24 protein-coding genes and 1 tRNA gene are annotated in these 25,505 nt (G+C 36.4%); 11 read left to right on the plus strand and 14 right to left on the minus strand.

Annotation, left to right across the window (positions count from 1 at the left end; genetic code table 11):
• Positions 1-168: 168 nt before the first annotated feature.
• Positions 169-240 (plus strand) — tRNA-Arg (locus AC4PHI_RS02465).
• 226 nt (positions 241-466) lie between these two features.
• Here AC4PHI_RS02465 and AC4PHI_RS02470 read toward each other — a convergent pair.
• The 6 genes from AC4PHI_RS02470 to AC4PHI_RS02495 form a co-directional block, all read right to left on the minus strand.
• Complete coding sequence (locus AC4PHI_RS02470; RefSeq protein WP_492200747.1) at positions 467-943, minus strand: MGMT family protein; 477 nt, start codon at positions 941-943, stop codon at positions 467-469.
• Positions 944-1,318: 375 nt separating this feature from the next.
• A complete protein-coding gene (locus tag AC4PHI_RS02475; protein ID WP_492200748.1) occupies positions 1,319-1,645 on the minus strand; it encodes a MazG nucleotide pyrophosphohydrolase domain-containing protein in 327 nt (108 codons plus the stop codon).
• A gap of 208 nt (positions 1,646-1,853) precedes the next feature.
• Positions 1,854-2,849, minus strand: coding sequence for a helix-turn-helix domain-containing protein (locus AC4PHI_RS02480; RefSeq protein WP_492200749.1), 996 nt, complete (start codon positions 2,847-2,849; stop codon positions 1,854-1,856).
• 901 nt (positions 2,850-3,750) lie between these two features.
• Positions 3,751-4,434 carry a PIG-L deacetylase family protein gene (locus tag AC4PHI_RS02485; RefSeq protein WP_492200750.1) on the minus strand — a complete coding sequence of 228 codons (684 nt, stop codon included), beginning with the start codon at positions 4,432-4,434 and terminating at the stop codon, positions 3,751-3,753.
• A gap of 1 nt (position 4,435) precedes the next feature.
• Positions 4,436-5,377, minus strand: a complete 942-nt coding sequence (locus AC4PHI_RS02490) for a GNAT family N-acetyltransferase (protein ID WP_492200751.1) — start codon at positions 5,375-5,377, stop codon at positions 4,436-4,438.
• Positions 5,370-6,719, minus strand: coding sequence for a PTS sugar transporter subunit IIC (locus tag AC4PHI_RS02495; RefSeq protein WP_492200752.1), 1,350 nt, complete (start codon positions 6,717-6,719; stop codon positions 5,370-5,372). Before AC4PHI_RS02495 ends, AC4PHI_RS02490 begins: the two co-directional genes overlap by 8 nt.
• A gap of 163 nt (positions 6,720-6,882) precedes the next feature.
• Here AC4PHI_RS02495 and AC4PHI_RS02500 point away from each other — a divergent pair, with 163 nt between their 5' ends.
• Positions 6,883-7,638, plus strand: a complete 756-nt coding sequence (locus AC4PHI_RS02500; protein WP_492200753.1) for a MurR/RpiR family transcriptional regulator — start codon at positions 6,883-6,885, stop codon at positions 7,636-7,638.
• A gap of 369 nt (positions 7,639-8,007) precedes the next feature.
• Here the strand turns inward: AC4PHI_RS02500 and AC4PHI_RS02505 are convergent, their stop codons facing one another.
• From AC4PHI_RS02505 to AC4PHI_RS02525, 5 genes are all read right to left on the minus strand, one after another.
• A complete protein-coding gene (locus tag AC4PHI_RS02505) occupies positions 8,008-8,868 on the minus strand; it encodes an AraC family transcriptional regulator (RefSeq protein WP_492200754.1) in 861 nt (286 codons plus the stop codon).
• A gap of 234 nt (positions 8,869-9,102) precedes the next feature.
• Positions 9,103-9,924, minus strand: a complete 822-nt coding sequence (locus AC4PHI_RS02510; RefSeq protein ID WP_492200755.1) for an MBL fold metallo-hydrolase — start codon at positions 9,922-9,924, stop codon at positions 9,103-9,105.
• Between the two features lie 322 nt (positions 9,925-10,246).
• Positions 10,247-10,858, minus strand: coding sequence for a GNAT family N-acetyltransferase (locus AC4PHI_RS02515; RefSeq protein WP_492200756.1), 612 nt, complete (start codon positions 10,856-10,858; stop codon positions 10,247-10,249).
• Positions 10,859-11,127: 269 nt separating this feature from the next.
• Positions 11,128-11,571, minus strand: a complete 444-nt coding sequence (locus AC4PHI_RS02520) for a hypothetical protein (RefSeq protein ID WP_492200757.1) — start codon at positions 11,569-11,571, stop codon at positions 11,128-11,130.
• 471 nt (positions 11,572-12,042) lie between these two features.
• Positions 12,043-12,915 carry a LysR family transcriptional regulator gene (locus AC4PHI_RS02525; RefSeq protein ID WP_492200758.1) on the minus strand — a complete coding sequence of 291 codons (873 nt, stop codon included), beginning with the start codon at positions 12,913-12,915 and terminating at the stop codon, positions 12,043-12,045.
• Positions 12,916-13,003: 88 nt separating this feature from the next.
• Here AC4PHI_RS02525 and AC4PHI_RS02530 point away from each other — a divergent pair, with 88 nt between their 5' ends.
• From AC4PHI_RS02530 to AC4PHI_RS02545, 4 genes are all read left to right on the plus strand, one after another.
• On the plus strand, positions 13,004-13,546 hold the full coding sequence (locus AC4PHI_RS02530; RefSeq protein ID WP_492200759.1) for a chromate transporter: 543 nt from the start codon (positions 13,004-13,006) through the stop codon (positions 13,544-13,546).
• On the plus strand, positions 13,546-14,076 hold the full coding sequence (locus AC4PHI_RS02535) for a chromate transporter (RefSeq protein ID WP_492200760.1): 531 nt from the start codon (positions 13,546-13,548) through the stop codon (positions 14,074-14,076). The genes AC4PHI_RS02530 and AC4PHI_RS02535 overlap by 1 nt, the downstream gene beginning before the upstream one ends.
• Before the next feature lie 245 nt (positions 14,077-14,321).
• The gene (locus tag AC4PHI_RS02540; RefSeq protein ID WP_492200761.1) at positions 14,322-14,915 is read left to right on the plus strand and encodes a uracil-DNA glycosylase family protein; all 594 of its coding nucleotides are present in this window, start codon (positions 14,322-14,324) and stop codon (positions 14,913-14,915) included.
• A 319-nt stretch (positions 14,916-15,234) separates the two neighbouring features.
• The gene (locus tag AC4PHI_RS02545; RefSeq protein ID WP_492200762.1) at positions 15,235-16,083 is read left to right on the plus strand and encodes an NAD(P)H-hydrate dehydratase; all 849 of its coding nucleotides are present in this window, start codon (positions 15,235-15,237) and stop codon (positions 16,081-16,083) included.
• Positions 16,084-16,154: 71 nt separating this feature from the next.
• On the opposite strand, the gene AC4PHI_RS02550 is transcribed toward AC4PHI_RS02545, so the two are convergent.
• Positions 16,155-17,387 carry an aminopeptidase gene (locus tag AC4PHI_RS02550; protein ID WP_492200763.1) on the minus strand — a complete coding sequence of 411 codons (1,233 nt, stop codon included), beginning with the start codon at positions 17,385-17,387 and terminating at the stop codon, positions 16,155-16,157.
• A gap of 227 nt (positions 17,388-17,614) precedes the next feature.
• Here AC4PHI_RS02550 and AC4PHI_RS02555 point away from each other — a divergent pair, with 227 nt between their 5' ends.
• Complete coding sequence (locus AC4PHI_RS02555; protein ID WP_492200764.1) at positions 17,615-18,190, plus strand: TetR/AcrR family transcriptional regulator; 576 nt, start codon at positions 17,615-17,617, stop codon at positions 18,188-18,190.
• Positions 18,191-18,264: 74 nt separating this feature from the next.
• Here AC4PHI_RS02555 and AC4PHI_RS02560 read toward each other — a convergent pair whose 3' ends face one another.
• Positions 18,265-18,708 (minus strand): flavodoxin, encoded by a 444-nt coding sequence (locus tag AC4PHI_RS02560; protein ID WP_492200765.1) that lies wholly within the window; start codon positions 18,706-18,708, stop codon positions 18,265-18,267.
• 289 nt (positions 18,709-18,997) lie between these two features.
• Between AC4PHI_RS02560 and map the strand changes: the two genes are divergently transcribed.
• The 3 genes from map (at position 18,998) to AC4PHI_RS02575 (ending at position 22,712) form a co-directional block, all read left to right on the plus strand.
• Positions 18,998-19,753, plus strand: a complete 756-nt coding sequence (map, locus tag AC4PHI_RS02565) for a type I methionyl aminopeptidase (RefSeq protein ID WP_492200766.1) — start codon at positions 18,998-19,000, stop codon at positions 19,751-19,753.
• 32 nt (positions 19,754-19,785) lie between these two features.
• Positions 19,786-20,694: a YihY/virulence factor BrkB family protein gene (locus AC4PHI_RS02570; protein WP_492200767.1), complete on the plus strand. Its 909-nt coding sequence runs from the start codon at positions 19,786-19,788 to the stop codon at positions 20,692-20,694.
• Between the two features lie 338 nt (positions 20,695-21,032).
• Positions 21,033-22,712 (plus strand): LTA synthase family protein, encoded by a 1,680-nt coding sequence (locus tag AC4PHI_RS02575; protein WP_492200768.1) that lies wholly within the window; start codon positions 21,033-21,035, stop codon positions 22,710-22,712.
• A gap of 226 nt (positions 22,713-22,938) precedes the next feature.
• On the opposite strand, the gene AC4PHI_RS02580 is transcribed toward AC4PHI_RS02575, so the two are convergent.
• A complete protein-coding gene (locus AC4PHI_RS02580) occupies positions 22,939-24,054 on the minus strand; it encodes a glycosyltransferase family 4 protein (RefSeq protein ID WP_492200769.1) in 1,116 nt (371 codons plus the stop codon).
• A 212-nt stretch (positions 24,055-24,266) separates the two neighbouring features.
• Between AC4PHI_RS02580 and AC4PHI_RS02585 the strand changes: the two genes are divergently transcribed.
• Positions 24,267-25,424 (plus strand): LCP family protein, encoded by a 1,158-nt coding sequence (locus tag AC4PHI_RS02585; RefSeq protein WP_492200770.1) that lies wholly within the window; start codon positions 24,267-24,269, stop codon positions 25,422-25,424.
• Positions 25,425-25,505 lie beyond the last annotated feature (81 nt).

Consider the following 25,505-nt stretch of genomic DNA (forward strand, 5'->3'; position numbering starts at 1 on the left):
TCCTGTGCAATTCTTTTTAAATTTTAAGATTAGTCTAGACAATCAACGGGATTAATGAGAAAATATATAAAGTTTGATATGTATTGTAGTGTTTTCAGTTGAAACAGGGGTGTAGAATTTGCCCGCTGTGCAAGCATAAGAAACTAAAAACATAAACAATCAATCTATGCCCCCGTAGTTAAATGGATATAACGGACCCCTCCTAAGGGTCAATTATCAGTTCGATTCTGGTCGGGGGTGTCATTGGGAATTGTCGAAAACCTTGATGATTAAGGCTTTCGGCTTTTTATTTTCCAGACATTTAATGGTTCAAAATCAATTTATTCTCTTAGTGACAATAGATGATAATTTATTTACATAAAAACCACATCAAGCTTCTGTGTGTTATTCCTTCTGTTTTCATCTCCTTCCATAGAAAAATAAAAAAGCAACAAGCTGCTAATCAGCTCATCGCTTTAAACCAAATCTATAATTTAAATAAGAAATCTTCGTAATCTTTTACATAGTATTTAATGTTTTTCCGCCCTTTTGTAATGATAGTATGACCTTCAGCTTCTAGTTTCGCTTTTTGAGATTCGATTCCACCGGGGTATTTGGGGTTTAGTTCGCCATTTGCTTTAAGAGTTCGCCAATAGGGCGTTTTGTTTTCTGAACGTTGGTGGCTTGCCCAAGCAGCAATTGAAACGAATATCCCAGCTGTCATTGGGTCAGTAAAATCAGCATTATTTTTGTTTGCTAGGTATTCTCTAATTGCACCAACTGTAATGATTTTTCCATGGGGGATTTTCTTCATAAGCTCATCATAAGTAAGAGGATGGGCAAAATACATTTTTTCCCCGCCATATTTTTTGATTGAGGCTTCATCAGTAATAATCTGGACTTTCGGCATACCGTTGTCTTTATGCAACATAGCATTGAAATCTTTTTTGTCTTCATTAGCCATATCGGCACCTCCTGCCTTAATTAAATACTATCTACATAAGCAATGCAATGAGGCTGTTTATTTTTTTACTTTTTTCTGATAATTAATTGGTTAAAGGGGTTAAGAAATACGTCTTTCATTTATTGTTTTAGACGGAGAGAGACCGAAACGTATTTTCTGGCCAGTTATGGAATATCGAAGATGCCAGTGTGGTCATTGATGGCGAAGTCCAGTCGTTTGATAATACGTTCTGTTTCGATATAAATCTTAAAGAAGTCATACCAGCTTATGAGCGAATCAATCAAAAAAGGTGTGACGTTTGCCTAAGCATTATCACACCTTGTCAAAAGCTCTTTAAAAAATATCGATTATTGGGCAAAGATACAACGGGTCATCTTAATTTTTTTGATTGTTCAGATACTCTAATAAATTTGGTGATTGATTGTATTTAACACTGGCACGTTGGTCTTTCGCTAATAAGGTTTGTTCAAGGTCAATATCATTAATCGTTGCTATTGCCACAGCATAATGGATAACATCTGCAAGTTCATCAGCTAAAGAACTCAATCCATCGTCCTTTTTTCTTCCATCATTTTTATTAATTGCCTCTGCAACTTCACCAATTTCTTCAACCAATTTCATGAATAATGAATTAGTGAATTCCTTTTTGTTGTATTTTGTTCTCATGTAAGACTGTAATTGATTGATTGTAATTTTTGGCATATATATCTCCTTATCATGCGATCAAGTTGCTAACTTGTTGATTCGTGATCGATTATTTCTTTTCTTTTTTCAATGCTGTTCAATTTTATTTTATTGGTCCTTTTCTCTATTCCCATCAAGAAGATATGTGATAGAGTTTGTGCGAAGATTTCTCAACGGTGTTAGTCATCCAACTTGTCCCCAGGTAGAAATAGTTAAACAAAATGACTTAGCTAGAAGAGTGATTTTTCCTTTGAAGAATTTTTATTACTGCTAAGAATGCGGGAAATAAAATTCCGCCGGTTACCAAGACAATCCAACTAAATTTCCAGTTATTTGTTATAAAGCTATAACCTAGAAATATTGCTACAATAATGAGCCAGTATGCCCATCCGGACAGTTCAATGACGTAAGCTGTCTTTTTCTTTTCAATGGTATAGTTGCCAACTTGAAGAAGTTTTTCATAACTTGCCCATACTATACCCACACGAATAAAAAGATATACACCGATTCCGGAAATAACCAGCAATAAACTCAGCATGATAATGATAAGCATGGAACTGTCTTCGTTTATCATTATTCCAATGAATAGAGGGACAATTGATATGATGCAAAGAATGATTGCAACAATATTTGATTTATTGTAAGTAGACTGAAACTTTTTTTGTTTTTCTTTTATAATTCCCTCTACACCGTAACCAGTTTCAATCGTTTCTTTGTTTAAATATTCATATTGCGAGGTTTTGGCGCCGCTGATGACAAATAGAACAACTGCAATTAATGCAAAAAGTATCACGACAATCATTCCAATTCCTAAGGCCATGACTTCAGAAATATTGTATTGTTCCATTTCACTCATAGCACCTAATATTAGCAAACAAATGGGAGATAAAATACAAAGGAATGTTGCCAATGCGATTATCTTTGAAGTTTCTTCTTTAACCAAGAGGAAGGAAGTTGCTTCCTCAACTGAGACGTATTGCACTTTATCGGTGTCCTCTGACATACTTATCTCACTAAATTCTTCAATTTCATCTTTCAGTAAAAAATCCGTACTGACTCCAAACAACTCTGATAATTTTATTATTTTTTCTAAATCAGGAATCGATTGAGCACCTTCCCACTTAGAAACAGCTTGTCTGCTCACGTTCATTAATTCTGCCAAGTCTTCCTGAGACCAACCGCTTTTTTTCCTAAGTTTAATTAGTTTGTCTGCAAAGATCATAACAGTTCCTCCTCAAGAGAATTTTCATTGTTTCTATAATCAAATTATAAGAAAAAAAGTAGTTGCCTGCTACCAACCAATGGACAACAATTCTGCAACTGGCGGTTGCATGACATATTTTTAATCATCTGTGTCTCTAAAAAAACAGCATTTATACAGTCGAATTTTTATTTTGAGTGTTAAGTATTATACGATGAATAAAGTATAGCATAGCTATTTTGTGTTATAAAGATGCTTTCAATTTCCATCTTTGTTATGTTTCTAGTCTTGCTTGTTGTTCTCTTGTTGATTATTCAATTAATATTATCCGCTTTGATGTGCCTGCCCAGTTCTCAGAAAGCTACTGTTGCGACTGTATCTACTACTGGTTTCACTAACTAAATTTTCGCATTATAGTCACAATCTTTTCTCTAGCTTTTGCAGGAATACTAACTTGAATCATGTGACTTTTATCTCTGGAATTCAAGGCATTGGTGGCGCGTTCCTTGATTACTTTGTTCATGACCTTACTCATTGCCAATTTTTATCTCATGACGCAATGTTTTTTTGTTTTCGAGAACAACTCTTTCTACTGTAGTGTATGGATTAACAAGCTACATGAATTTCCCTTTTCTTTTTTTGATAAATTACTCTGTTGTTATTATCAGAAAGTAAAGGGAGTGAATTGAAAGCAAAATTTTCATCTTATTTTTTACTTGAGCTGGAGTTGGGGATATAAAAAGGGTACTGATGAGTATCATTAAGACCATCAATGCCTCAAGTATTTGGTTAAACCATTTTTTTAGGTTTCCGAATAGTGTCATTTTGCTTGTTTAGATATAAAAAAGACGCTTCTATTCATAGAAACGTCTGAGGACATATTTAATTAGGTAAACTTATAGTTTGTAAGAATCATAAATCGTTAAGTTTTGATTTCATATTCCACAAGCCCTGCATGCATGTACGCTTTTACAAAACCTGGACATCCTGCTTCCAAAGATCGAACTTTACCCATAGTTTGATAGTAATCATCATATGGTACAGTGTTTACACCGCCATTATATATTTCATAATTTTTTAGAGCACCGAACCATTGCTCTTTTTCTTCATTAGATAATTGAAGATACATGGTTGGGATAAACCCAACTAAATCTTCTAGGTTTTCACCATATAACAGATCGATATCTATACCTTCTTTTCTAAGCTGACGTACTGCTTCTAGAGTACCTTTATATGTGAAATAATGACGATCATGTAATGTGCCGATGTGGTGCGTGATTACAAGATCTGCCCCTTCACTTTTAAAATAATTCTTTAAAACGTCTATAAATTCTGGCATGGTTGGCATTTGGCTCGAAATATAATTCATTTTGTATACATCACAATTTAAATCTTTTGCAACAGCATCTATTTGTCTATTTAAATTTGAAAGATATTCCGCATTTTCTTCTTTTGTCGCATTTTTTCTTTCCAGTCTCCCTGTTGTGACGTGAACTAATGTACATTTTGCTCCAAGTGTATGTTGTCGGATACATAATGGACCTCCCATTAATTCGGCATCTAGTGGGTGACCACCAATACTTATAACTCTTTTATATGCTTTCATGCTATATTTCCTTTCTACTTGTTTTATATGTTCTGTAAATTTGCATCCCATGACGTTTGTAGAAACGAATAGCATCTCCAGAGGTCCAGAGAAAATAAGCTCCAGGAATACCTCTTTTTTTCATATCTAACATCATGCAATCAAATAACACTCCTCCAAGACCTCTTGAGCGAAGTTTTTGTGATACACCAATTGGTCCAAATCTGGCATCATTTCCATCAATTTTTCTCATGCAATAACCTAAGACTTCGTTACTTTTATTTAAACAAAGCAAAATAGTGTTTTCAGCCTCTCCCTTTTGCAGAGCAATAATGACATTTCTTTTCCATCCCGGTTCAAATTCCTCTAAAAAAATCATTAGGTTCGAATAATGCTCGTCTTTATAAGAGACAATTCGAATTCCCTCTTCTTTTAAAGCTTTCATTTTTTGTTTTGTTTCTTCGGGCATTTCAAAATCCCAAAGAGTGCGCTGCATACTAACGGAATCCCCACTAAAAGGATAATTTTTTTTCTTGAAAAAATTTAGTCCTTTGGTATAGCGAATATCTATGCCAGGATTCAAATAATTAGGACTATAAGCACAAAGTGTAATTTCTTTAGCTCCTAAAGCAATAAGTTTTTTTTCTACCTGATCATATAGCTTTGTTCCCAGGCCACGATTTTGAAATTTTTCTTCTACGAATAGATAATTAATCCAACCGCGACTAGGTTCTAAACCTTTAGTATAATATGATACTTTACGCTTGAAACCTATGCAGCAGCCAATTACTTTGTTTTTATAAAGTGCAATTTTAAACAGTGATTCGTCAAAATTTTCATCAAATATTATTAAATTTTGAAACCTGTCTTTATTTATAGGATCGTAGATAAGTACTTCGTTCCAGCACTCTAATAATGAATCTAAATACTGCTGATTATATTGAACGATTTGAATGTCATTCATTAGATGCAACCTCCAAATTTCCCCTTATTTGCGCCTCTAACTCTAACTCTTTCTCTTTTTCTATTTCTTGTCGTTCCATTATTCTGAAGAATGGAAGAAACATAAAGTAAACTAGTATATAAGAGATAATGCTCAATATTGGTGCAATTATTTTGAAGCCAGATCCAATCCAAGCGGCTAGCGGTGCTGGCATCGTCCAAACTACCATTGAAATTATTGGCGGGGTTACACCAAACACACCAAGAACAGCGAAGAGAATGAAAATGACTGCAAATCCTAATACCCAAGGAATAAACATGATTGGATTCAGAACAATTGGTAAGCCGTACATCAACGGTTCTGCAATATTAAATATTGAACCAGGTAATGATAATTTTCCTAAAACATTAAACCGTTTAACTTGACTTCTCCAGCACAATACAGCAATTGGTAAGACAGAAACCCGAACATAAAAATTAATCCATTGATTGGTAAACATATACGGAATAGGATTATTTTGAGAGAATGCTGCAATATTGTCTGTAATGGTTTGAGTCCAAATAGGCGTCATAACAGATCCAACGATGTTAGAGCCATGTAATCCAACAAACCAAAGTAACCTATCGAGGACGAAGCCAATAAATTGTGGGACGGGTCCACTACCTGAAACGACAAGTACGGAGAATATCGAATTTACTAGGGTTAGAAAATCGAAACCTTCAAAAGCTTGTCCAGCAATAGATGCAATAATTACTACAACAGTAACAGGCACCAAACTAACAAAAGCAGCAGCCACCATTGGGGGTACACCGTCTGGCATACTGATTGTTATGTTTTTTTGTACCAAAAAACGATATAGTTCAACTGCTGCAATTGAAATGATGATTGCTCCAAACATACTTGGAGAGCCTAATATATAACTTGGCCAATCAAAATTTTCGCTTAGTTTAGTGAAATCGATAAAACATAAAAATGCAATCATTGCTAAAATCCCAGAAGTAATCGCAGAAATCCTATTGTCTTTTGTACTGTAATGTTTGCCTAGATAATACCCATTTAAAATAGCTGTTAAGAACCCTAATAAATTGATGCTGATGAATACAAGCTGCAATAACCAAGGTGTATGAGGTGCTAAAAAAATATTGATTTGTTCCGCAACCTGAGGCATATTCAACCCTGTTCCTTCTGCGAACAATCCACCTAAGTTTATAACCAATGTTGCTGTAGCACCAATAATCAGATAAGGCATCAATACCATGAAAGTACTTTGTAAGCATACGAGATACCTGATTTGGGAAATTCGAATTAACGGGGGTGCTAGTTTATTCTCGACAAATTCCGTCAGCTTTTCTACTAATGACATAATATTCTCTCCTCCTTGTTTGTAAACGCTTCATAAGCTCATTGTAACAACTTTTTTTGCGATGTCAACACTTTTTCCCAAAACATCTGGGAAAATTACCTAAAAAGGGATTCATGCAGTCCGATGGATTGTGGTGTATAATGAACAGAGTGGGGGTGAGAGAATGGACCCGGTTCAACTTATGCGTATCAATCGAACCAATTTTACAAAATTAGAACTAAAAATTATGAAATATGCGATAGAAAATTTAGAAGAAATTACTTCATCATCGCTTATTGAATTTTCAAAAGCGACTGGTTCCTCAAAATCTGCTGTACTTCGTTTTTGCCAGAAAATTGGCTATACCGGTTATTCACAATTTAAATATGCTATTAGGCATTATCTGAGCACTAGCACACCGAATCTTACAGACGAGCACAAAGGATTGACTGTTGCAAGTATTTATTCAGATACAATTAGGGAGATGGATGACTTTTTAGATTATGATGCTGTTTTGCATTTTAAAGAAATGCTTCCAAGGGGCAGAAAAATTAAGATTTTTGGACATGCAGAAACAGGTTTAACTGCAGAATTTTTTGGTATGAGGTTGATTGCAAATGGTATTGATTGTGAAGTCATCAGAGATCTAAATTTATTGATACCCAAAGTTCAGCTTTCCTCTAGAGATGATCTCCTTATTTTTTTATCTTTATCTGCTAATACTCTAGTTATTAAGGAGGCTATAGATTTTGCAACGGAATCCCGTTTACCTACAGTTCTTATAACACAAAACTTCATGACTCCTTTGAAAGAAACGGTAGATTGTTTTATACTTTTGCCATTTTTCAAAGATAATCCTGATACGTTAGTCCTTGATTCACAAGTGATATTACATACATTTTGTATGACTTTTTTAAACATTTTATTCGAAGATAACTAAAGGTTCATAGTAGAAGTTTTAGTTGTCTGATTTACTTTAGTCAGTAGAGCAAGAAGTCGTACTCTATATGCTTAATTCTGATAAAAAGATTCTTTCAACAGACTAGTTAGCGGGTACCAACCGCTATAGGTGAACTTGGCAGGAGTAGTTTTATAGCTCTTTGTCAAATTAGGATGATGAAGATTAAATTAAAGACATTTGTCCGGAACCAAATTTTTAATCAATATCTACATCATTTCTAGAATAACGAAAAAAAACTGTCATCCATATTGAATGACAGTTTTCTGTGTACCCTAAAATTAAATTTTAAAAATCTTTGTTATGCCCGATTTATATTGCGATGAATTGTATTTGTACTCAGAGTAGAAATCATTTTTCTCTGACAGCAATCCAAATCTCACTATATTTTTCTGTTGAATCATTTTCAAATCTTGTAAATGATATTTCAGGTGCTTCAACTAGTTCATAATTTGACGCCGGCAGCCATTCTGAAAAAATACTTGCCCAAGTTTCTTGTAAAACTTTTGGAAATTCACCTTCAACCGGGAAAATTGCCCATAAGTGACTGTCAACATTAACCTGAGTTAAATCTGTACGCTCACTATTTTTTGTAGTCAAGAACCCGATTAAGTGTTGTAAAAAACCTTTTTCGTTTATTCTTTGGTCGTCAAAATCATAAGAAGCATTTACCACTTGATTGGGGTATAAGTTTCCCAATCTGTGCATTTCTTTTCTTTGTTCTTCTGAAATCGACTGGGCGAGTGTGATTATTTCTTCATTTTCTCCTTCGAATTTAATAGGGATTCTTTTTGAGACTCCGATAACATTGAAGGGTTCTTTTTTTTCGATTCTGAATTCCATTGTAACTCCTCCTTTCATTTTGAATGAAAATTCAAGTTTGGGAAAAAACTTTTGTCTTCTGGTTTTTGGGATATCAGATGGTCTGAATCCACTCCACTCTTGAAATGCTTTCGAAAATCCATCTGCTGATTGATAACGATATTTCAATGCCACATCGATGACTTTTTCTCCCTTAAGCAAGTCTTGATTTGCCATGGTCAGTCTTCTGTTGCGGATATATTCACCCAGAGACATACCGGTGAGAAAAGAAAACATCCTTCTAAAATGGTAGTCAGATGTACCAACGATGCGCTCAATATCTTCTTTAGAGATGTCATCCAGCAAATGATTATCGATGTAATCAATGACTTGGTTGAATTCATCGATCATGTTTTTCCCTCCCTTGTGAGTAAAGTATACAATCATTAATATAAAACAATCCGATATTATCTAGACGGAATATATCGGATTGTGTGAGTTTATGATATAAAAACTAGGATTCATCACGCTCTCTATATGTATGTTGTATTTTATGAATCTTGGATTGAGGTTTTATAGTCTTCCTTTTGCTAATTTTTATATCACGGTTGCATACAAAATTAAGAGATTATTCCAGTTTATATTTTAAATATGGAGACTGCTACCGGCGGATAAATAATGGAGTTGATCTTTCAATTCCAGTTTCATCTCGTCATAGGCTGACTTGCCAGTGCAATGACAGGTATAAAATATTGAATCGTAGGACAGCAAAGCCTTGGTCAAACCATGAATCAAATCTTTCTTTTCTTTTTTCCTGCTGACGGGATTATAGAGATGAAATCCTCCGATGACCGTATCAAAGTCGTGATTAATAACTGTCTTTCCTTTTTCGATAATATTGACAATACCCATGTGGGAACAGCCGGAAATCAGAATGTTTTTTCCCCCATCTTTTACAATCAGATTCTGTTCATGAGAGAAGTCGTCTAACATATCAGCCCCATTAACTTTTTTGAATAATTTATTATTTGATTCAGGATAAAATTTTCTTTCTGTAACGTTAGAAAATAAAATCACTTCGTCATTAATATATTGAAGATCTTTGGTAAAAATAATTTGCGGATTGGTTTTTAGTTTTTCATTTAAGCCAACATCGATTTTTAGACCAAGAATTTTAGTGAAATGTTTGTCAAAAGCTTCTTCACGGATATATATTTTTGCGGTTGGATTGATTTTTAAGAATTCCGCTAAACCTCCACCGTGGTCTACATGACCGTGAGAGATTATCAAATCGTCAATTTCTGAAAGGGGGACATTCATTTTTTCAGCATTTTTGATGAATAGATTATTAGGACCTGTATCGAAAAGGATTTTTCTGCCGTTTGTCTCAATATAAAATGAAATCCCGTGCTTGCTTTTAATGCCTTGTCCAGAAGTTGTATTTTCAACTAATGTTTTAAGTATCATTGATAAACCTCCTATCTTTAAAATAGTATAGCAGATTTTTGTTGGTTGAATGCCTAGGATTCTTTTTTGAATCTTATTTTGAAGAGCTTTCTTTGGTTCTTATTGATGATTCCAGTCCAAAACTCCTTCAAGAGGGGGAGCTTGTTTTATTTTTCAATGATTTCGTCTGTTTAAAAAGAGAAAAGGCCCATCTTTTAATGGGGCAGATGGTCCTTTGATAAAGAGTGTTTTCTATTTTTATTTGCATCTCTCCCATTAGTTTATCATTCCTGATACAAGGTTAATGATGTGATTACTAAAAAGGATAACAGGATAGATAATATTAAAACTGTTTACTGTACAGCAGGCAAGTTAAAGGGATATTCTTCTCTCCTAAATTCATGGTGATGGTTGTTTCCTGTGAACGTTCAAACCCTTTGCGCTCATAAAATTGGTAGGTGCAGTTATCATCAGTATATAGATAGATCAACTTGTTTTTTTCACGTTTGCTGAGTTCTTCCAATAATAATGTGCCAATTCCTTTTCCGTGGATTGCAGGATCGGTAGCAAGAAAACAAATTTCTCCATCTGGGTCAGCATTTTCCAAATATTTCGCTAACATGATCTTATTCGCTTGGTCATAACTATCAGTTTCGCCTTTAACTGCAATAGCCATGATCCCTTCGAATACTTTTATATAAAATTTTCTCCAAAAAGATGAATACTGCTTTGGTTCGCCCCTCATATCCGCCATGAGAATACCTGCCAAATTATCGCCCACATAAGCTGCAAGCACTTGTGTGGCACGCTCTAACTCTAAATACAGGAAGTATCTGCCGTATAAATGGAGTGCAAGTTTATTTTTGACGTATCTGTTAAAATTCATTCCTTGAATAGCAAAGTCGATTACTTTACCGAAATCTTTTTGTTTTAGCTTTTTGATTGTGACCGTCATATTTACACCTCGTGATTGTTTTCTTTTGCAACATTGATTTTTGGGTAACCCGTTGATTTTGTCATATCTACAAGATAGTTGCTCACATTTATAGCTGGAAATACAGTCTTATCACCAATTTAAAAAGCACGGAGCAAATTTTTTCTAGACCTAATAAATAAAATATGGTTCCTTTCACTTTATAAAATCTTTTTTACTGTTTTTGGCTTGTAAAAAATGAGAGTTGTTTGGATGTTTGAAATCTTAGATCCAATCATAAGATGGTTTCCTCACCATGAAAGTTGCCGAATTTGCCGAATCACTTTTTTTCTGTCTTTATAAATGAGCTTTTGCATGCTGTCGTCATAAATCTTATCGAATGTTTGTAAGGCCTCAAGGATTGTCTCGATTAATTCAGGTTTATTTTGAGCAATGATAAACGAATCTTTGATACACTGTCTAGAGGTAATGGGTTTGTCATCTTCAATATGTTTCAAGTAGTCCTCAATAAGGAGATTGACTTTATTGTCACTGTCCCATTTGGAATTAGCAGCAATCAAACGCAAACCTCTCGTTCTGATATAAGAATTGTGGTTTCCCATCATGTCGGCAAAGGTATCGAAATAGGCATAGACTTGATTCGTCTGTTCACTTAATGCCAGCAAATTTTTTAAAGCTTGATACGCAATTTTGTCATCTGAATTGGTTAGTAAGGATATTTTTTCTTCAAGCATTGTTCAGCCGCCTCCGAGTAATTATTAAATACCATAGGATTAATCGGTCCCTGTTTTTATTTTTATCGAGAAGGGATTAAAAATTTTATCTGCCAGTTTTGAGAGGTTATGTTCTTAAGCGTTTTATATCTTTAAAATGATTTTTTTGTTATTTTTATCAGTCTGATTCTGCCTTTATTATATCTGATAAGTCTATAATATTGATGATAGTATATCAAAAATATTATTTTCAGTAAAATATTTATTGTTATATTTTTTGTTCGTACTGAGAATTTTATAGTATTTTTTTGTACATGATCAATAAATTTATTTTTGTGATTGGATAACCTGTTGCGATAGTAACCCAGGTGGGCTTTTCAGTCCGGCATTGACACCAGAGTTCTTTTTTATTTTACTGTCCGTCATGTTTTTTGGTTATGTGGCAATCTTGAAAATTTCAATAGGGCAAAAATTTTACTGTCTTTACTTAATTCAATATAGTTTCATTGTTTTCTGCCGAAAATGTGACAAAACAAACTCTGTGAACAAAGTAGTTTTTGAATCCCCCATCCTCACTCTATCCACAATAATACCGTAGGGTTCCGTCAATTTATCCACACCAAAATCAATTGTTTCCAGTTCACCGGCATGAAGGGACTCGGAGATAAGTTCTTTGGGAAGCAATGCGACACCTTGATGCCGCAAAGCTGCTTCTTTCAGCAAGTCGTTGGTGACACTCTCCCATTTTGGTGTGAGTAATACTTTCTTTTGCCGACAAAAAGCCTCAAACTGCATTCTATATGAGCTGCCTATTTCCCTTACTAAAAAGGAAAAATTTTCTATATTTCCGTCAGTAAGACTCAGATATTTAGGCGTTGCCACAAATTCCAATTCAAAGACACCCAGATGATGAAACATATACTTTGTTGAGTCGGCTGTTCCTTCGATAAACGCCACGTCTATGATACTATTATCCATCATCTCATAAATATTCCCAATATTATTTACATATAATTTTAATTTTGTAGGAATATTTGCTTCAAAGGTTTCCACCACATCCAGAAATAGATGGGCCGCAACGGTCATGGAACTGCCAATACTCAATGAAAAATCTGGATTTTTAAACAGATGGAGGGCAGAATCATGCAGCTCCACCAACTGCTGGGCGTAAGGAAGAAAGCGATAGCCATTTTTAGTTAATACCAGCTGTCTTCCTTTCCGCTCAAAAAGTGCCGTACCCATCATGTTTTCCAATTCTTGCAGCCCTTGGCTTACCGCAGGTTGTGTGACATGTAAAAACTTTGCTGCCTTTGACACACCTTTTTCTGTGACGACAGCTAAAAACATTCTTATTTTTTCTATCATTCTATAATCACCTCTTATCTATTATATAATATTTTATAATTTTTGTTTATGGATAAGGTTGCTTATAATGAATGAGGAGGGAAAATGAATGACAAAAAATTATACATTGTTAAAATTATTTTGGCTGGCAAGCTCGTTCACTTTTTCTGGCGGATTAGCCATGCTGCCCATGCTTCATGAAACACTTGTCACAAAAAATCAATACATGACTGCAAAAGAGTTTTATCATTATGTGTCCATTGCGCAATCAGTACCGGGAGTGACTGTGGTCACCACTGCTTGCTTATTAGGCAATAAAGTCAATGGAAGAAACGGAAAAATTTTTGCTTGCATCGGTGCAGTCACGCCGGTCTTGATAATCATGACATTCTTGACGGTCTTATATCAGCTGATGCCGCAAGAAGGAGCACTTTTTTATGCTTTGAGTGCTGTGCGAGCCACGGCAGGTGTGTTTATCTTGGAAGCCGTCTTCGACATGGCACCTCACTTGTTGAAAAAGAATCAGCTGTCGAAAATGATTGCAGTCCTTGTTGCTCTCGGATTGATAATTTTTAAACTGCCTGTGTTGTCTATCCTGTTTTTCTGTTTAATCGGTTCAATAATTCACGTTAAAAAGGAGCAGACCGTCTGATGATTAATTTGGTTTTCCGATTTTTGCGAATAGGATTTCTAGGCTTTGGTGGAGGTTACGCTATGTTGTCGCTGATATACAACGAGTCGGTGCACTTAGGCATCACCTCTCAGCAGTTCGCCGATTTGAATGCATTAGATTTGCTTGCTCCCGGGCCTATTGCAGTTAATTCTGCCACTTATGTAGGATATATTACTTATGGAGTGTTAGGTGCTGTTCTTGCCACATTAGCAGTTTCAGTCTCCTCTGTTTTTTTCTCCAGTGTTTTGATTAAGTACGAAGATGCCTTTTATCAAAATAAATATATCTTCAAGTTTTTAGAATACACAAAAATCGCAGCTGTAGGAATGATTGCTTCTGTCGCTATCACTTTGCTCTATGAATCATTGGCCTCAGAGGGCACGCAGATCGTTTCGCTTCTAGCTGTGGGATTGGCTGCCATCCTACGTTTTAAATATAAGTTGAATACAATTTTAGTCTTGGCAATGGTAGGTATTTCCGGCTGGCTGCTGTATTTTGTTATGACATAATGAAAAGTGAAAAAATCAATATTTTTGAATGGAAAATATCCATTCAGTGGAAATAAAAAAAAGTGCTTAAAAAAGATTCGAGTATCACTTTAAGGTGATCCCCGAATCTTTTTATTTAGGCGAATCTTGCAGCAATATAAATTGTTATTCAATATTTTTTTCAATGATGATTGGCGTAGGATACAATATCCCTCTTTCTGAAAAGCTGATATACTGTATTTAAATAAGAAAGGAGAGCCATGGTTATGAATATTAAAAATGAATTGACGGTATCGTTCCAGTCTTTGGAAGATTTTGCTTTGAATGATGTGAAAGTATCTCCGGAAACTATCAAGACAATCATGATTAATGAAGTCGTCCCGCATAATTCAGCAGATGATTTTTATGGAGGGGATGACTCAGCTTACTTATCAACGGTACGTTCACTCTTCAAAAGTGCCGGAGTAGATGTGACATCGGCGCAGGATATCCTTGAACTTGGCATTTACATGACAAATGCAGTTAAAAAACCTAAAACAGGTTATGATATTTCTATGGAAGCAATCAGCGATTGCTTGCCGATTTTGGAAAAAGAATTATTGCTCTTCCCAAATGTTAAGGTCATCATGTTGATGGGAGACGTTGCAAAAAAAGCATTCAATAGGATAGCAAAAAAGGAAATCGGAAGAAATCCAATTCCGTCCACAGCGACATATAAGTTGAGGGATAGGGAGTTCTATTATGAAAACATCAGGATTTTCCCTTCCTATATCATGACAGGGAAAAATATACTGATTGAAAAGTCAAAGTTTGAGATGGTTACAGAAGATATTGAGAAAATGATGAGGCTGATTAAATAAACATAGCATAAGATAAATCTGTTTGAGGAATTGGCTTTATGAGTCAATTCTTTTTAAATGATATTTTTATGAGAGGTATTACGGTTTTGAAATGACTGGTGTTTTCATTTCATTAAATAATTAAAGAACTAGTAGTTGGGAAAGGAACACTTTGTTTTCTGGAATTCTCCTTATGACATCTGTGATGATTATGTATTCAAATAACGAGTATTTATAGACTGTTATAGTTTTTATATGCAAATATATCGTTATTTTATATTTTTAATGTAAATAAAAACATTTCGTGTTAAAATAACATAAGTAAAGGGGTGCTAACAGAATGAAAGTAATTTCCGAGAGTATTCTCAATGAAACTATCACGAAGAGACCGCCTCATTCACACAAAGGAAATTATGGGAGGGTGTGTTTAATCGGGGGCAACTCACAGTATGGGGGAGCGATTATTTTAGCGAGTCAGGCTGCGGTTCATTCGGGTGCCGGACTAGTCACCACGATTACGGCCCTTAAAAATCATGGTGCTCTTCATGCCAGACTGCCGGAAGCAATGGTTATTGATTGGGAAAGCAGACAAGAAATTCGTGAAAGTGTTGAAGGAGCCACAGTAATCTTAATTGGACCAGGATTGGGTTTGGAAGAAGAAAGTTTATTGAGACTGAAATTTGTCCTAAGTCTTCTTAAAAAAAATCAAGTATGTATTATTGACGGCTCAGCGATTACATTGATTGCTCAACACAAGGTGGTTTTACCCAGCGGCCCTGCATATATTTTTACACCCCATGAAAAAGAATGGGAACGTTTAAGCGGGTTACCAGTGGGAAAACAGCTGTTGGCAGAAAATAAACGCTCAAAAAGTAAAATCGATGGTGTTGTCGTGCTCAAGAAGCATCGGACAGAAGTTTATTTTGAGGATGAAGTTTGGCAAAATCCAATAGGAACACCGGCGATGGCTACTGGCGGGATGGGAGACACCTTGGCAGGAATGATTGCCGGCTTTTCAGCACAATTTCAATCGCTGTCTCAAGCGATTTTAGCAGCTGTCTATTTGCACAGCTACATTGGAGAAAAATTAGGGGAAAGGCAATATGTTGTCTTGCCGTCAAGAATTATTGATGAAATAAGCCTGACCATGAAACAATTTGAGGCAGTAAACGGTTCTGAGAACACTTAAAAAAATAAAGAAAGCTTAAAAATAAAAACAGGCAACGGCTCTATGCGTTGCCTGCTTCGGTTATATGCAGATTAAGCCCATTCACCATTGCGGAAAACAGGAACTCTTTCGCCATTTTTGCGGATGCCGTCAATATTCATTTTAGCAGAACCAATCATGAAATCCACATGAGTAGTACTTCTGTTGAGACCAGCGGCAGCCAATTCTTCTTGACTCATTTCTGTACCGCCTTCTAAGCTGAAGGCATAGGCAGAACCAAGGGCGAGATGGTTAGAGGCATTTTCGTCGAACAAGGTGTTGTAGAAAACCAGTCCCGATTGAGAGATTGGTGATTGGTCTGGCACTAAAGCAACTTCGCCAAGACTTTTTGCGCCTTCGTCAGTTTCAAGAAGCTTTTTCAAGACCTCTTCGCCTTGTTTGGCAGAAACATCTGTCACACGACCATTTTCGAAGGTGAAGACCATGTCTGAAATCGTCGTGCCGCCATAACTTAATGGTTTAGTACTGGAAACAACACCATCTATACGGCGGTTATCTGGTGCAGTGAAGACTTCTTCAGTCGGCATATTCGCCATAAATTGCTCACCGCGGGCATTCTGGCTGCCGGCACCTTCCCAACGATGATTTTCTGGCAGTCCCACAGTCAAATCTGTTCCGGGGGCAGTAAAATGAAGGGCATGGAATTGTTCTTCATTCAATTTGTCAGCTTTAGACCAAAGTGTTTTGTCGTGTTTTTCCCAAGCTGAGATGGGGTCTTCTTCATAGATGCGTGTGGTTTTAAAAATTTGATCCCACAAGGCATTGATTTGTTTTTCTTCGGATTCTAGTTCCGGAAAGACTTTCGCTGCCCATTTTTTACCGGCAGCAGCTACCACCGTCCAGCTCACTTTGTTTGCTTGCGTGGCTTCTCGGAGCTTAAATAATGCTTTACCGCTAGCTTGCTGGTAAGCTGCCACTCTTTCGGCAGGAACACCGGCGTATGCATCCGGGTCTTGGGAAACGACACTGATGCGGCTGGCTCCCTTTTCTACCCAACTATTAGTTTCGTCAATCCGGAATTGTGGAATGTTGGTCAGATTTTCCTCTGCAGTGTTCGCTAAAAATTCTTTGGAAACGACACTGTCAGACCACTGGACACTGACATTGCTGGCTCCCAGTTTATAAGCTTCCTTTACGATTAAACGGGCAAGGGCAACTTGCTCAACTTCGATTTGCAACACAACCAGATGGCCGGGCTTTACGTTGACGCCAGTTTTAACAATCAGTTCTGCATATTTTTGCAGATTTTTTTGAAAATCTTTCATTAGTTGGTTCACTCCTTATTTGTAGTAATTCTATTATTTATAATAGCATAAGGGGAATAAATCTACAATTTGAAGCAACCGCTTAATTTAACCATCATTAAATAGAAAATAATGAGCTCAGGCCCTTTTTTTATCGGGCGTTTTATGTTACAATCTCGTTATATAACAAGCTTATGCCTTTATTGTACAAAAATGCAATGAGGGTCGAACAGAGAGGATGTAGAAGTATGGCGCGAAGAAAAACGATCACGAAGGAACAAATTTTGAATGCAGCCTATGCTTTAGTTGCTTCAGAAGGGTTTTCTAAATTCACGGCCAGAAATGTCGCTTATAAGATGAAATGTTCCACTCAGCCAATATATCTCGAATTTGAAAATATGGATGACTTAAGAGAACAAGTTTTAGATAGAATCAAAAAGCACTTGATAGAAGAGGTATTCGCAAAGGAAATCACCGGTAATCTTTTGATGGATTTAGTTTTGAATTATGTGCAGTTTGCTAGAGAAGAAGGCATTTTGTATCGTACATTATACCTTGAAGAGTACATCAACGCCCAAGAACTGAGTCGGTTTAATCACGATATGTTTATGGCTCGGTTGAACAAAGACCCTGAATTTGAAAAATTGCCTTCATGGAAAAAAGAGAATTTATTTATGGGGACATGGGTCGTTGCCACAGGTATTGCTACCTTAAACGCTTCAGGATTGTTCCAGCCTTCTGAAGAGGAAATCCAAAAGATGATGGGACATGTCAATCAAAATCTTTTAGCATTCGATGGTGTCCTTTACTCAGGGACAAATTAATTTTTGAAGCGATAGGAAAAACGTATGAAACAGACCTAGTGACATAGTTTGTTTCATACGTTTTTTAGTATTATTTATTTGATTTTTTCAGCTAATTTTTTTGCAAAGTCTTCCAGTTTCACGATATCCTCTTCTTCTGCAGCCAGATCTACCTTGACTGATTCCGCACCTTTAGCAGCCCCTGTTTGCGAAAAAACTTTTTCAAAATCATCTACACAAGAGCAAAAATTTGGATAAAATGTGTCTCCGGAACCGATGACACCGTATACTTTTCCACTCAAATCCAACTCTTTCAAGTCTTCATAAAAGTCTACTATATCGTCAGGAAGCGAGCCCTCATCGTAGGTGTATGTTCCTACCACGCAGATATCGGCATCTAAAAATTCCTCTGCATCCACTTGAGTGCATTCGTTTATTTCCACGTCAAGACCCTCATTTTCTAGGGCTTCGGCGACAATATCAGAGATTTCTTCAGTGTTTCCTGTTAAACTAGCATAGACGATTTTTGCAACTGCCATTTCAAACATCCTTTCATGTATAGGTTACTTTCATATTATAGCAGAAAAAAAATATATGGGAATGGGAAGGAAGATGGCGGCAGGCGTTTGGACAAAAATAAACATTGTGATAAAATAAGAATGTTATAATTCAAAACATTCAGACTTTATTTTTCCTGTACTTTGATTTTAAAGTTGCCATGAATGGATTAAAAATCAAGTGGCTGGTCGGACAATAAAGTTGCGGAACATATCGATCATGTGATATGAATTGAATAAAATTGTAGAGGATAAAATGAGGAGCGATAAAATGATCTCACTTAAATCACCGAGAGAAATCGATACTATGGAAAAATCAGGGCAGTTGTTGGCTAAGGTACATGAGGCCTTGAGAGAGTTTATCAAACCAGGTATCACTAGTTGGGAAATAGAAGAATTCGTCCATAAATTCATTGTGGATCATGGAGGGATTCCTGCACAAATAGGTTTTGAAAATTATGAGTATGCGACTTGCTGCAGTATCAATGATGAAATTTGTCACGGGTTTCCGCGTAAGAAAGCTTTAAAAAACGGTGACTTGATCAAAGTCGATATGTGTATTGACTTAAATGGAGCGATGTCTGATTCTTGCTGGTCTTACGTGGTAGGGCAGTCGACAGATGAAATTGATCATTTGATGGAAGTGACAAAAAAAGCTTTATACTTGGGAATTGAGCAAGCACAAGTCGGCAACCGGATCGGGGATATTGGTCACGCGATTCAAACTTATGTAGAAGGGGAAAATCTGAGTGTGGTCAGAGATTTCATCGGGCACGGTATCGGGCCGACGATCCACGAACCTCCTGCAGTTCCACATTATGGGGAAGCCGGTAAAGGATTGCGGTTAAAAGAGGGGATGGTCATCACCATCGAGCCAATGGTCAACACTGGTACGTGGAAAATGAAAATGGATAATAACGGCTGGACAGCCAGAACTCAAGATGGCGGGTTAAGCTGCCAATACGAGCATACAATCGCTATTACGAAAGAAGGGCCAAGAATTTTAACCCAACAGGAAGGAGAATAACTGTCCGTTGGGATGAGAAAGGTAGAAAGACTATGTTAGGGCAGATAAAAAGGAACCAGGATTTTCGGCGCTTAATACAGACAGTCCGTGAGCGGGTCACTGATGCTGAGATAGGTATCTCCTCTTCAGCGATTGCTTATTATTTATTATTGTCTATTTTTCCGCTGATTATTGCGATTGGGAATATCTTGCCCTTTTTAAATATTGATATCGAGACATTGTTGAATTACATAGGAATGATTATTCCGGCTGATGTTTTTACGATGCTGGAAGGGACAATCCGTTCCCTGCTGAAAAACTCTTACGGCAGTTTGCTGTCTTTGTCTGCCCTAGCGACTTTGTGGGCTGCCAGCAGGAGTATCAATGCTTTGCAGCGCTCATTGAATAAAGTTTATGGTGTTGGGGGAAGCCGCAATATGATTGTGACACGGATGATATCATTCATTGTCATTTTCCTTTTTTTGTTCAGCGTTGTTTTGTTGACCACATTATTTACGGTGGGGCAATCTATTTTTGATTTTTTAATGCCGAATTTTCCTTTTTTAAAAGGGCTTGCTGAAACTTTTTCTGCTGTGAGATGGCCGGCGATTTTGTTCGGTATTTTTGCGACGATGTTTATTATTTATTATTTCTTACCTAACGCAAAAATTCATGTACGCTATATTTTACCGGGCACTTTGTTGACTACTTTCGGCTGGATGGTTTTAACCCAAGTTTTTGGTTATTATGCCAAGTATTTTGCCGGCAGTTTCTCAAGTTATGGAATCATTGGAAGTTTTATTATTGTCATGTTGTGGTTTAATTTTGCCGCAACATTGATTATCGTTGGCGGTATCGTTAATGCGGCAACGGAAGAATATTTCTGCGGAACGATTGTCGAAAGGAACTTGTCTTTCGATTATATTCGGGGCAAGTGGAAAGAGAAGTCAGAAAAAAATTGAAATTTTGAGAGAATCAACGGAAACGTTGGTTCTTTTTGCCGGGAAATTTTTATTTTTGAGAAGTACATGTTGTGAGATTCTTTAATTTCAGCCATTATTGTGTTATAGTATGATTCAAATACATGAATGAAAGGCAGATTTATATGTTTTTTTCAAGTGTTATTTTTTCTTTTTTGTACTTCTTTCTATTGTATAAAGATTTTGATAAAAAGAAACTTTTAGTACTTATTAGTACGGTATTTTTAAATTCAGTTAGTTCTTTAAAGATTTATAATATACTCGTCAGGTATTTAAGCTTTAGTGAGTGGCATAAGATTTTTTTTCTTCCTGATTCTCAGATGGTAATTATCACCTTGTTATCAGGTTTGTCACTTTATTTGTTGGTATTTATCATACGTTATTTTAAGGATAAAGAATTTGTATTTTATCGCTTTGAAGTGGTTAATGATGACAAGAGGAAACAGGTTTCCCGAGTATTCATGAAGGCACTGTCATTATTGTTAGTTTTTGTGGGATTTCTTTTCTTTTTCTCCTGCGGCTGGATCATAGATTATTTTGGCGAGGTGGATATAGAGCAGGTTTTGTTTACATTGACGCAATCGGTGACAGAATCAGGGTCGCAACAAATTGAGAGTTTTGTTTTCAATCCATTGTTGAATAGCTTGATTGCAGGTTTTTCTGTATGGTTTGCTCTTAACTTTCTTATTGATTACGATTTTTCTTTTACAAAAAAATTGAAAATTGTTAAACTTGGTTTTTGGAAGTATGTTTCACTCCCCTTATCTGTCGCATTACTTACTGTCAATATTTATTTTGGTATTTCTCTCTTTGGTTTTGATGAAGTGAAAGCAGCTTTATTCGTTCAAGGGAAAATCTATGAAACTTGCTACATCTCAGGGAAAGACGTTGCGATTGAATTTCCTGAGAACAAACGCAATCTAATTTATATTTTTGCTGAATCTATGGAGTCGACCTATGCTTCAAAAGAATTAGGTGGAGCATTGGATGACAACTTGCTGCCTCATTTATCGACACTGGCGCAAGAAAATATCAGTTTCTCTAATAATGAACTTCTTGGTGGGGCACTTTCAGTTCCTGGAACTAATTTTACGGTGGCTGCTATGACAGCACAAACTTCAGGAACGCCGATTAAAGCCAGTGGAGAAAAAAACCAACTAAAAACTACCGAAGGAAATGAAGGCAATGCTTATGGACATGAGGTCAACGATTTCCTGCCGGGAGCTTACTCTCTAGGTGAAATTTTAAATGACCATGGCTATCAGCAGGAATTGCTGATTGGCTCACGAGCTTCTTTTGGTGGGCGTGATAAGTATTTTAAGCAACATGGAGACTATAAAATTTCCGATTATCAAACTGCTCTTGATGAAGGCTGGATCCCTGAAGGTTATAAAATCTGGTGGGGTTATGAGGATGAGCGGCTTTTTGAAATTGCTAAATCCAGACTAGATGACTTATCGAGTTCCGGTCAGCCATTTAATTTGACTTTGTTGACAGCAGATACTCATTTTGAAGATGGATTGATGACAGAGAATACACCGGTTATTTTTGAAGATCAGTATTCTAATGTGATTCATTGGTCGGACCAGATGATCTATGATTTTGTGGAATATGTGAAAACACAGCCCTACTATGAAAATACGACAATTATAATCAGCGGAGACCATTTAAGTATGGACCAGGATTTTTTTGAAGGGCTACCAGTGGATTATGATAGAACGGTTTTCAATGTTATCATCAATAGTCCAATCTCATCACAAAGAACAAACAACCGTCTGTTTTCAACCTTGGATTTTTTTCCAACGACACTTGCTGCTTTGGGGGCGACTATCGAGGGGGAACGTTTGGGATTAGGTACCAATCTGTTTTCAGATAAAGAAACATTGATGGAAGAGCTTGGTTATGAGACGTTTTATGAAGAACTTCAAAAAAAATCTGAGTACTACACTGATGTTATCTTAAGCAGTCACTCACTGGCTACAAGCAGTTCCACTGAATAATTATAATAAAGAGACCGGCGGACAAATACCGGTCTCTTTTAAATGTTTCATCGTCAACGTTGAAACAAGACTGGGGACGATGATACACATAATAAGTGATTGATAAAATAATACGAATTGAAAATAGGGCAACTATAAAATGATTTTCGTTTAATCACTAACCTGACAGGTCAAAGGGCTGCAAATTAAAAAGAGTGTCAACCTTCTTTAAAGGCAGACACTTTTTTTAATCCTCTTTTTTCTTGCGTTTTTTTTCGCGATAGGATTTGTTGCCGAGATATTTTAAAATTTTTATTAAAGGTTGTCTCTCTGGTCCCACCAGTCCGATTAGTTCAACGAAAAGTTCAAGACAAATGGCTAGAAAAATCGTCAGCAGGATGATTCCGAGAGCATTGGCATATGAAAAAATAATGCCGGTCAGGGAGAAAACAGCAGCAAGGCCATAAATAGTGATGACCGCTCCTCGGTGACTAAAACCAAGATCAATCAGCCGATGGTGCAAGTGCATTTTATCAGCCTCTGAGATAGGTTTTTTATTGACGACTCTCCGTATGATAGCATAGATAGTGTCAGCGATTGGAACGCCTAAAATAATAACCGGAGTAATCACTGAAATCAAAGTAATATTTTTTAAACCTTGCAAAGAAATGACTGAGATCATAAAACCTAAAAATAAAGCTCCCGTGTCTCCAAGAAAAATCTTGGCAGGTTGGAAATTATACGGGAAAAAGCCGACAATACTGGCAATCAGTGAAAAAATTGTGATTGTGATATAGAAATTGGAACTGTGAATGAAAAAATAAGCAATAATTCCCATGGTCGATAAAGAAATAATCGAAACACCTGAAGCCAAGCCGTCCAGTCCATCAATTAGGTTGATGGCATTTGTGATGGCAGTAATCCAGATGATCGTCATGGGAAAGCTCAATAAGCCCAAAGAGACATTGCCGATAAACGGCAGTGAAAAGGACGACATTCTGATTTCGGCAAAAAAGTAAATGACAGAAGCCGCTGCAATGATTCCAGCTAGTTTGGCTTTTGGCGACAGTTCAGACACATCATCAATGATGCCTGTGATGATAATGATCCCGGCTCCGAGAATTATCGGTAAAATATAGGAGAAGGGAATAAAGTCGTTAAAAATAATCATAGATGAGATAGAAAAAGAAAGAAAAATAGCTAAGCCGCCTAAAGTAGGCATTACGGTCGTGTTGACCCTGCGCTCCCCGGGTTTATCAACGGCACCGATAGCAAATGCAAATTTACGGACCAATGGTGTAATACAAAGAGACACCAAAATTGTTAATAATAACTTTAAAATAATTTTAATCATCGGAGTCATTCAAAACAACTCGCTTTCCAATTGATAGTCTTAATCATTATACAAATAGAAGCGCTAAAACACAAATAATATTTTGAGTTTAGGTAAGTAATGGCAGCTAAAAAAGGAACACATGTAGTTACTGCTCGGTGTATACTAGTTTTTTTTCGCTTTTTGTAGTAAAATAAAATAAAACTTTTCAAGGTGAATGAAAAATGAGAGGACTTTAAACATTGAATGCAAGAAAAAGAGGGCATAAAAAAAATATTCCCATGGGTACACGAAGCGAAAGACATTTGAAGTCTAAGAAAAAGAGCCTATTAAAAAGAACGTTGCAAATCTTGACTATTTTTTTGCTTCTTGCTGCTTTAGCAGGCGTTGCTTATGGCGGGAAGCTATATTTTGATGCAGAAAATCTTATGGATAAAGCATATAAGCCAAGAAAAAACGCTGTTGATATGAATGAAACGATTGTGGCAGATGTGGATCCTTTTTCTATTCTTGTTATGGGGGTAGATGATAATGAAGAAAGACAACTGGGGACGGCTAGAACCGATACACTTCTTTTAGTCACTGTAAATCCTAAAACCGAAACAGTCAATACCCTTAGTGTCCCTCGAGACACCTTTACATACATTGAAACAGAGAATTTTACCGGCTATTCTAAAATAAATGCCGCTTATACTTATAATCAGGAAGACGGTGCCATAGATGCCGTTGAGAATCTGCTTTCTATCCCTGTCAACTTTTATGTGACTCTTGACTTTCAGGCATTTGAAAAGATTGTTGATGCCCTTGGTGGAGTGGATGTGGATGTCCCAGTGGCAATTAGTGAAGCCAATGCCGATGTGACAAAAATGATTGAGCTAGAACCTGGCTTGCAAACTCTTAATGGGGAGGAAGCTTTGGCATTTGCCCGTACAAGAAAAATAGACAATGATATCAAACGGGGCGAACGTCAACAGCTCGTTATTCAAGCTGTGATTAAGAAAGCTTTGAGTTTGGGGTCGGTTACGAGTTATCCAGAGGTAATTAATTCCTTGAACAATCATCTTTGGACAGATATGAATAGTTCAACGATGATGACATTGGCGAAATCAAGTTTGTCAAAAAATTATGAGTTTAACAGCTTCACGTTTGCTTGGATGAGCTTTAATTATTCATACACAGGAGAGAGCATGGTGGGGATATATGAAGACAGTTTAGAATATATTTCCCATAAATTAAAAGTATCTCTTGGATTAGAGGCTGAAGATGATAGGGATGCTCCCGGATATGAATTCCAGTCTGATGGGGTTACGGTCAGTGATAAAACCTATCCTTTGTACGGGGATGGTGTCCAGTCTGACGATTTCAGCAATGAACAAATTTATGACTCGGTTTATTGGTAATTATGATACAATTATGAGGATAGTGAGCTGAAATATAGTTTTTTTATATTGAATGCGAGCTATTCTCTTGTTTTTTTAAAA

The organism is Vagococcus sp. QWL-13 (assembly GCF_058683555.1).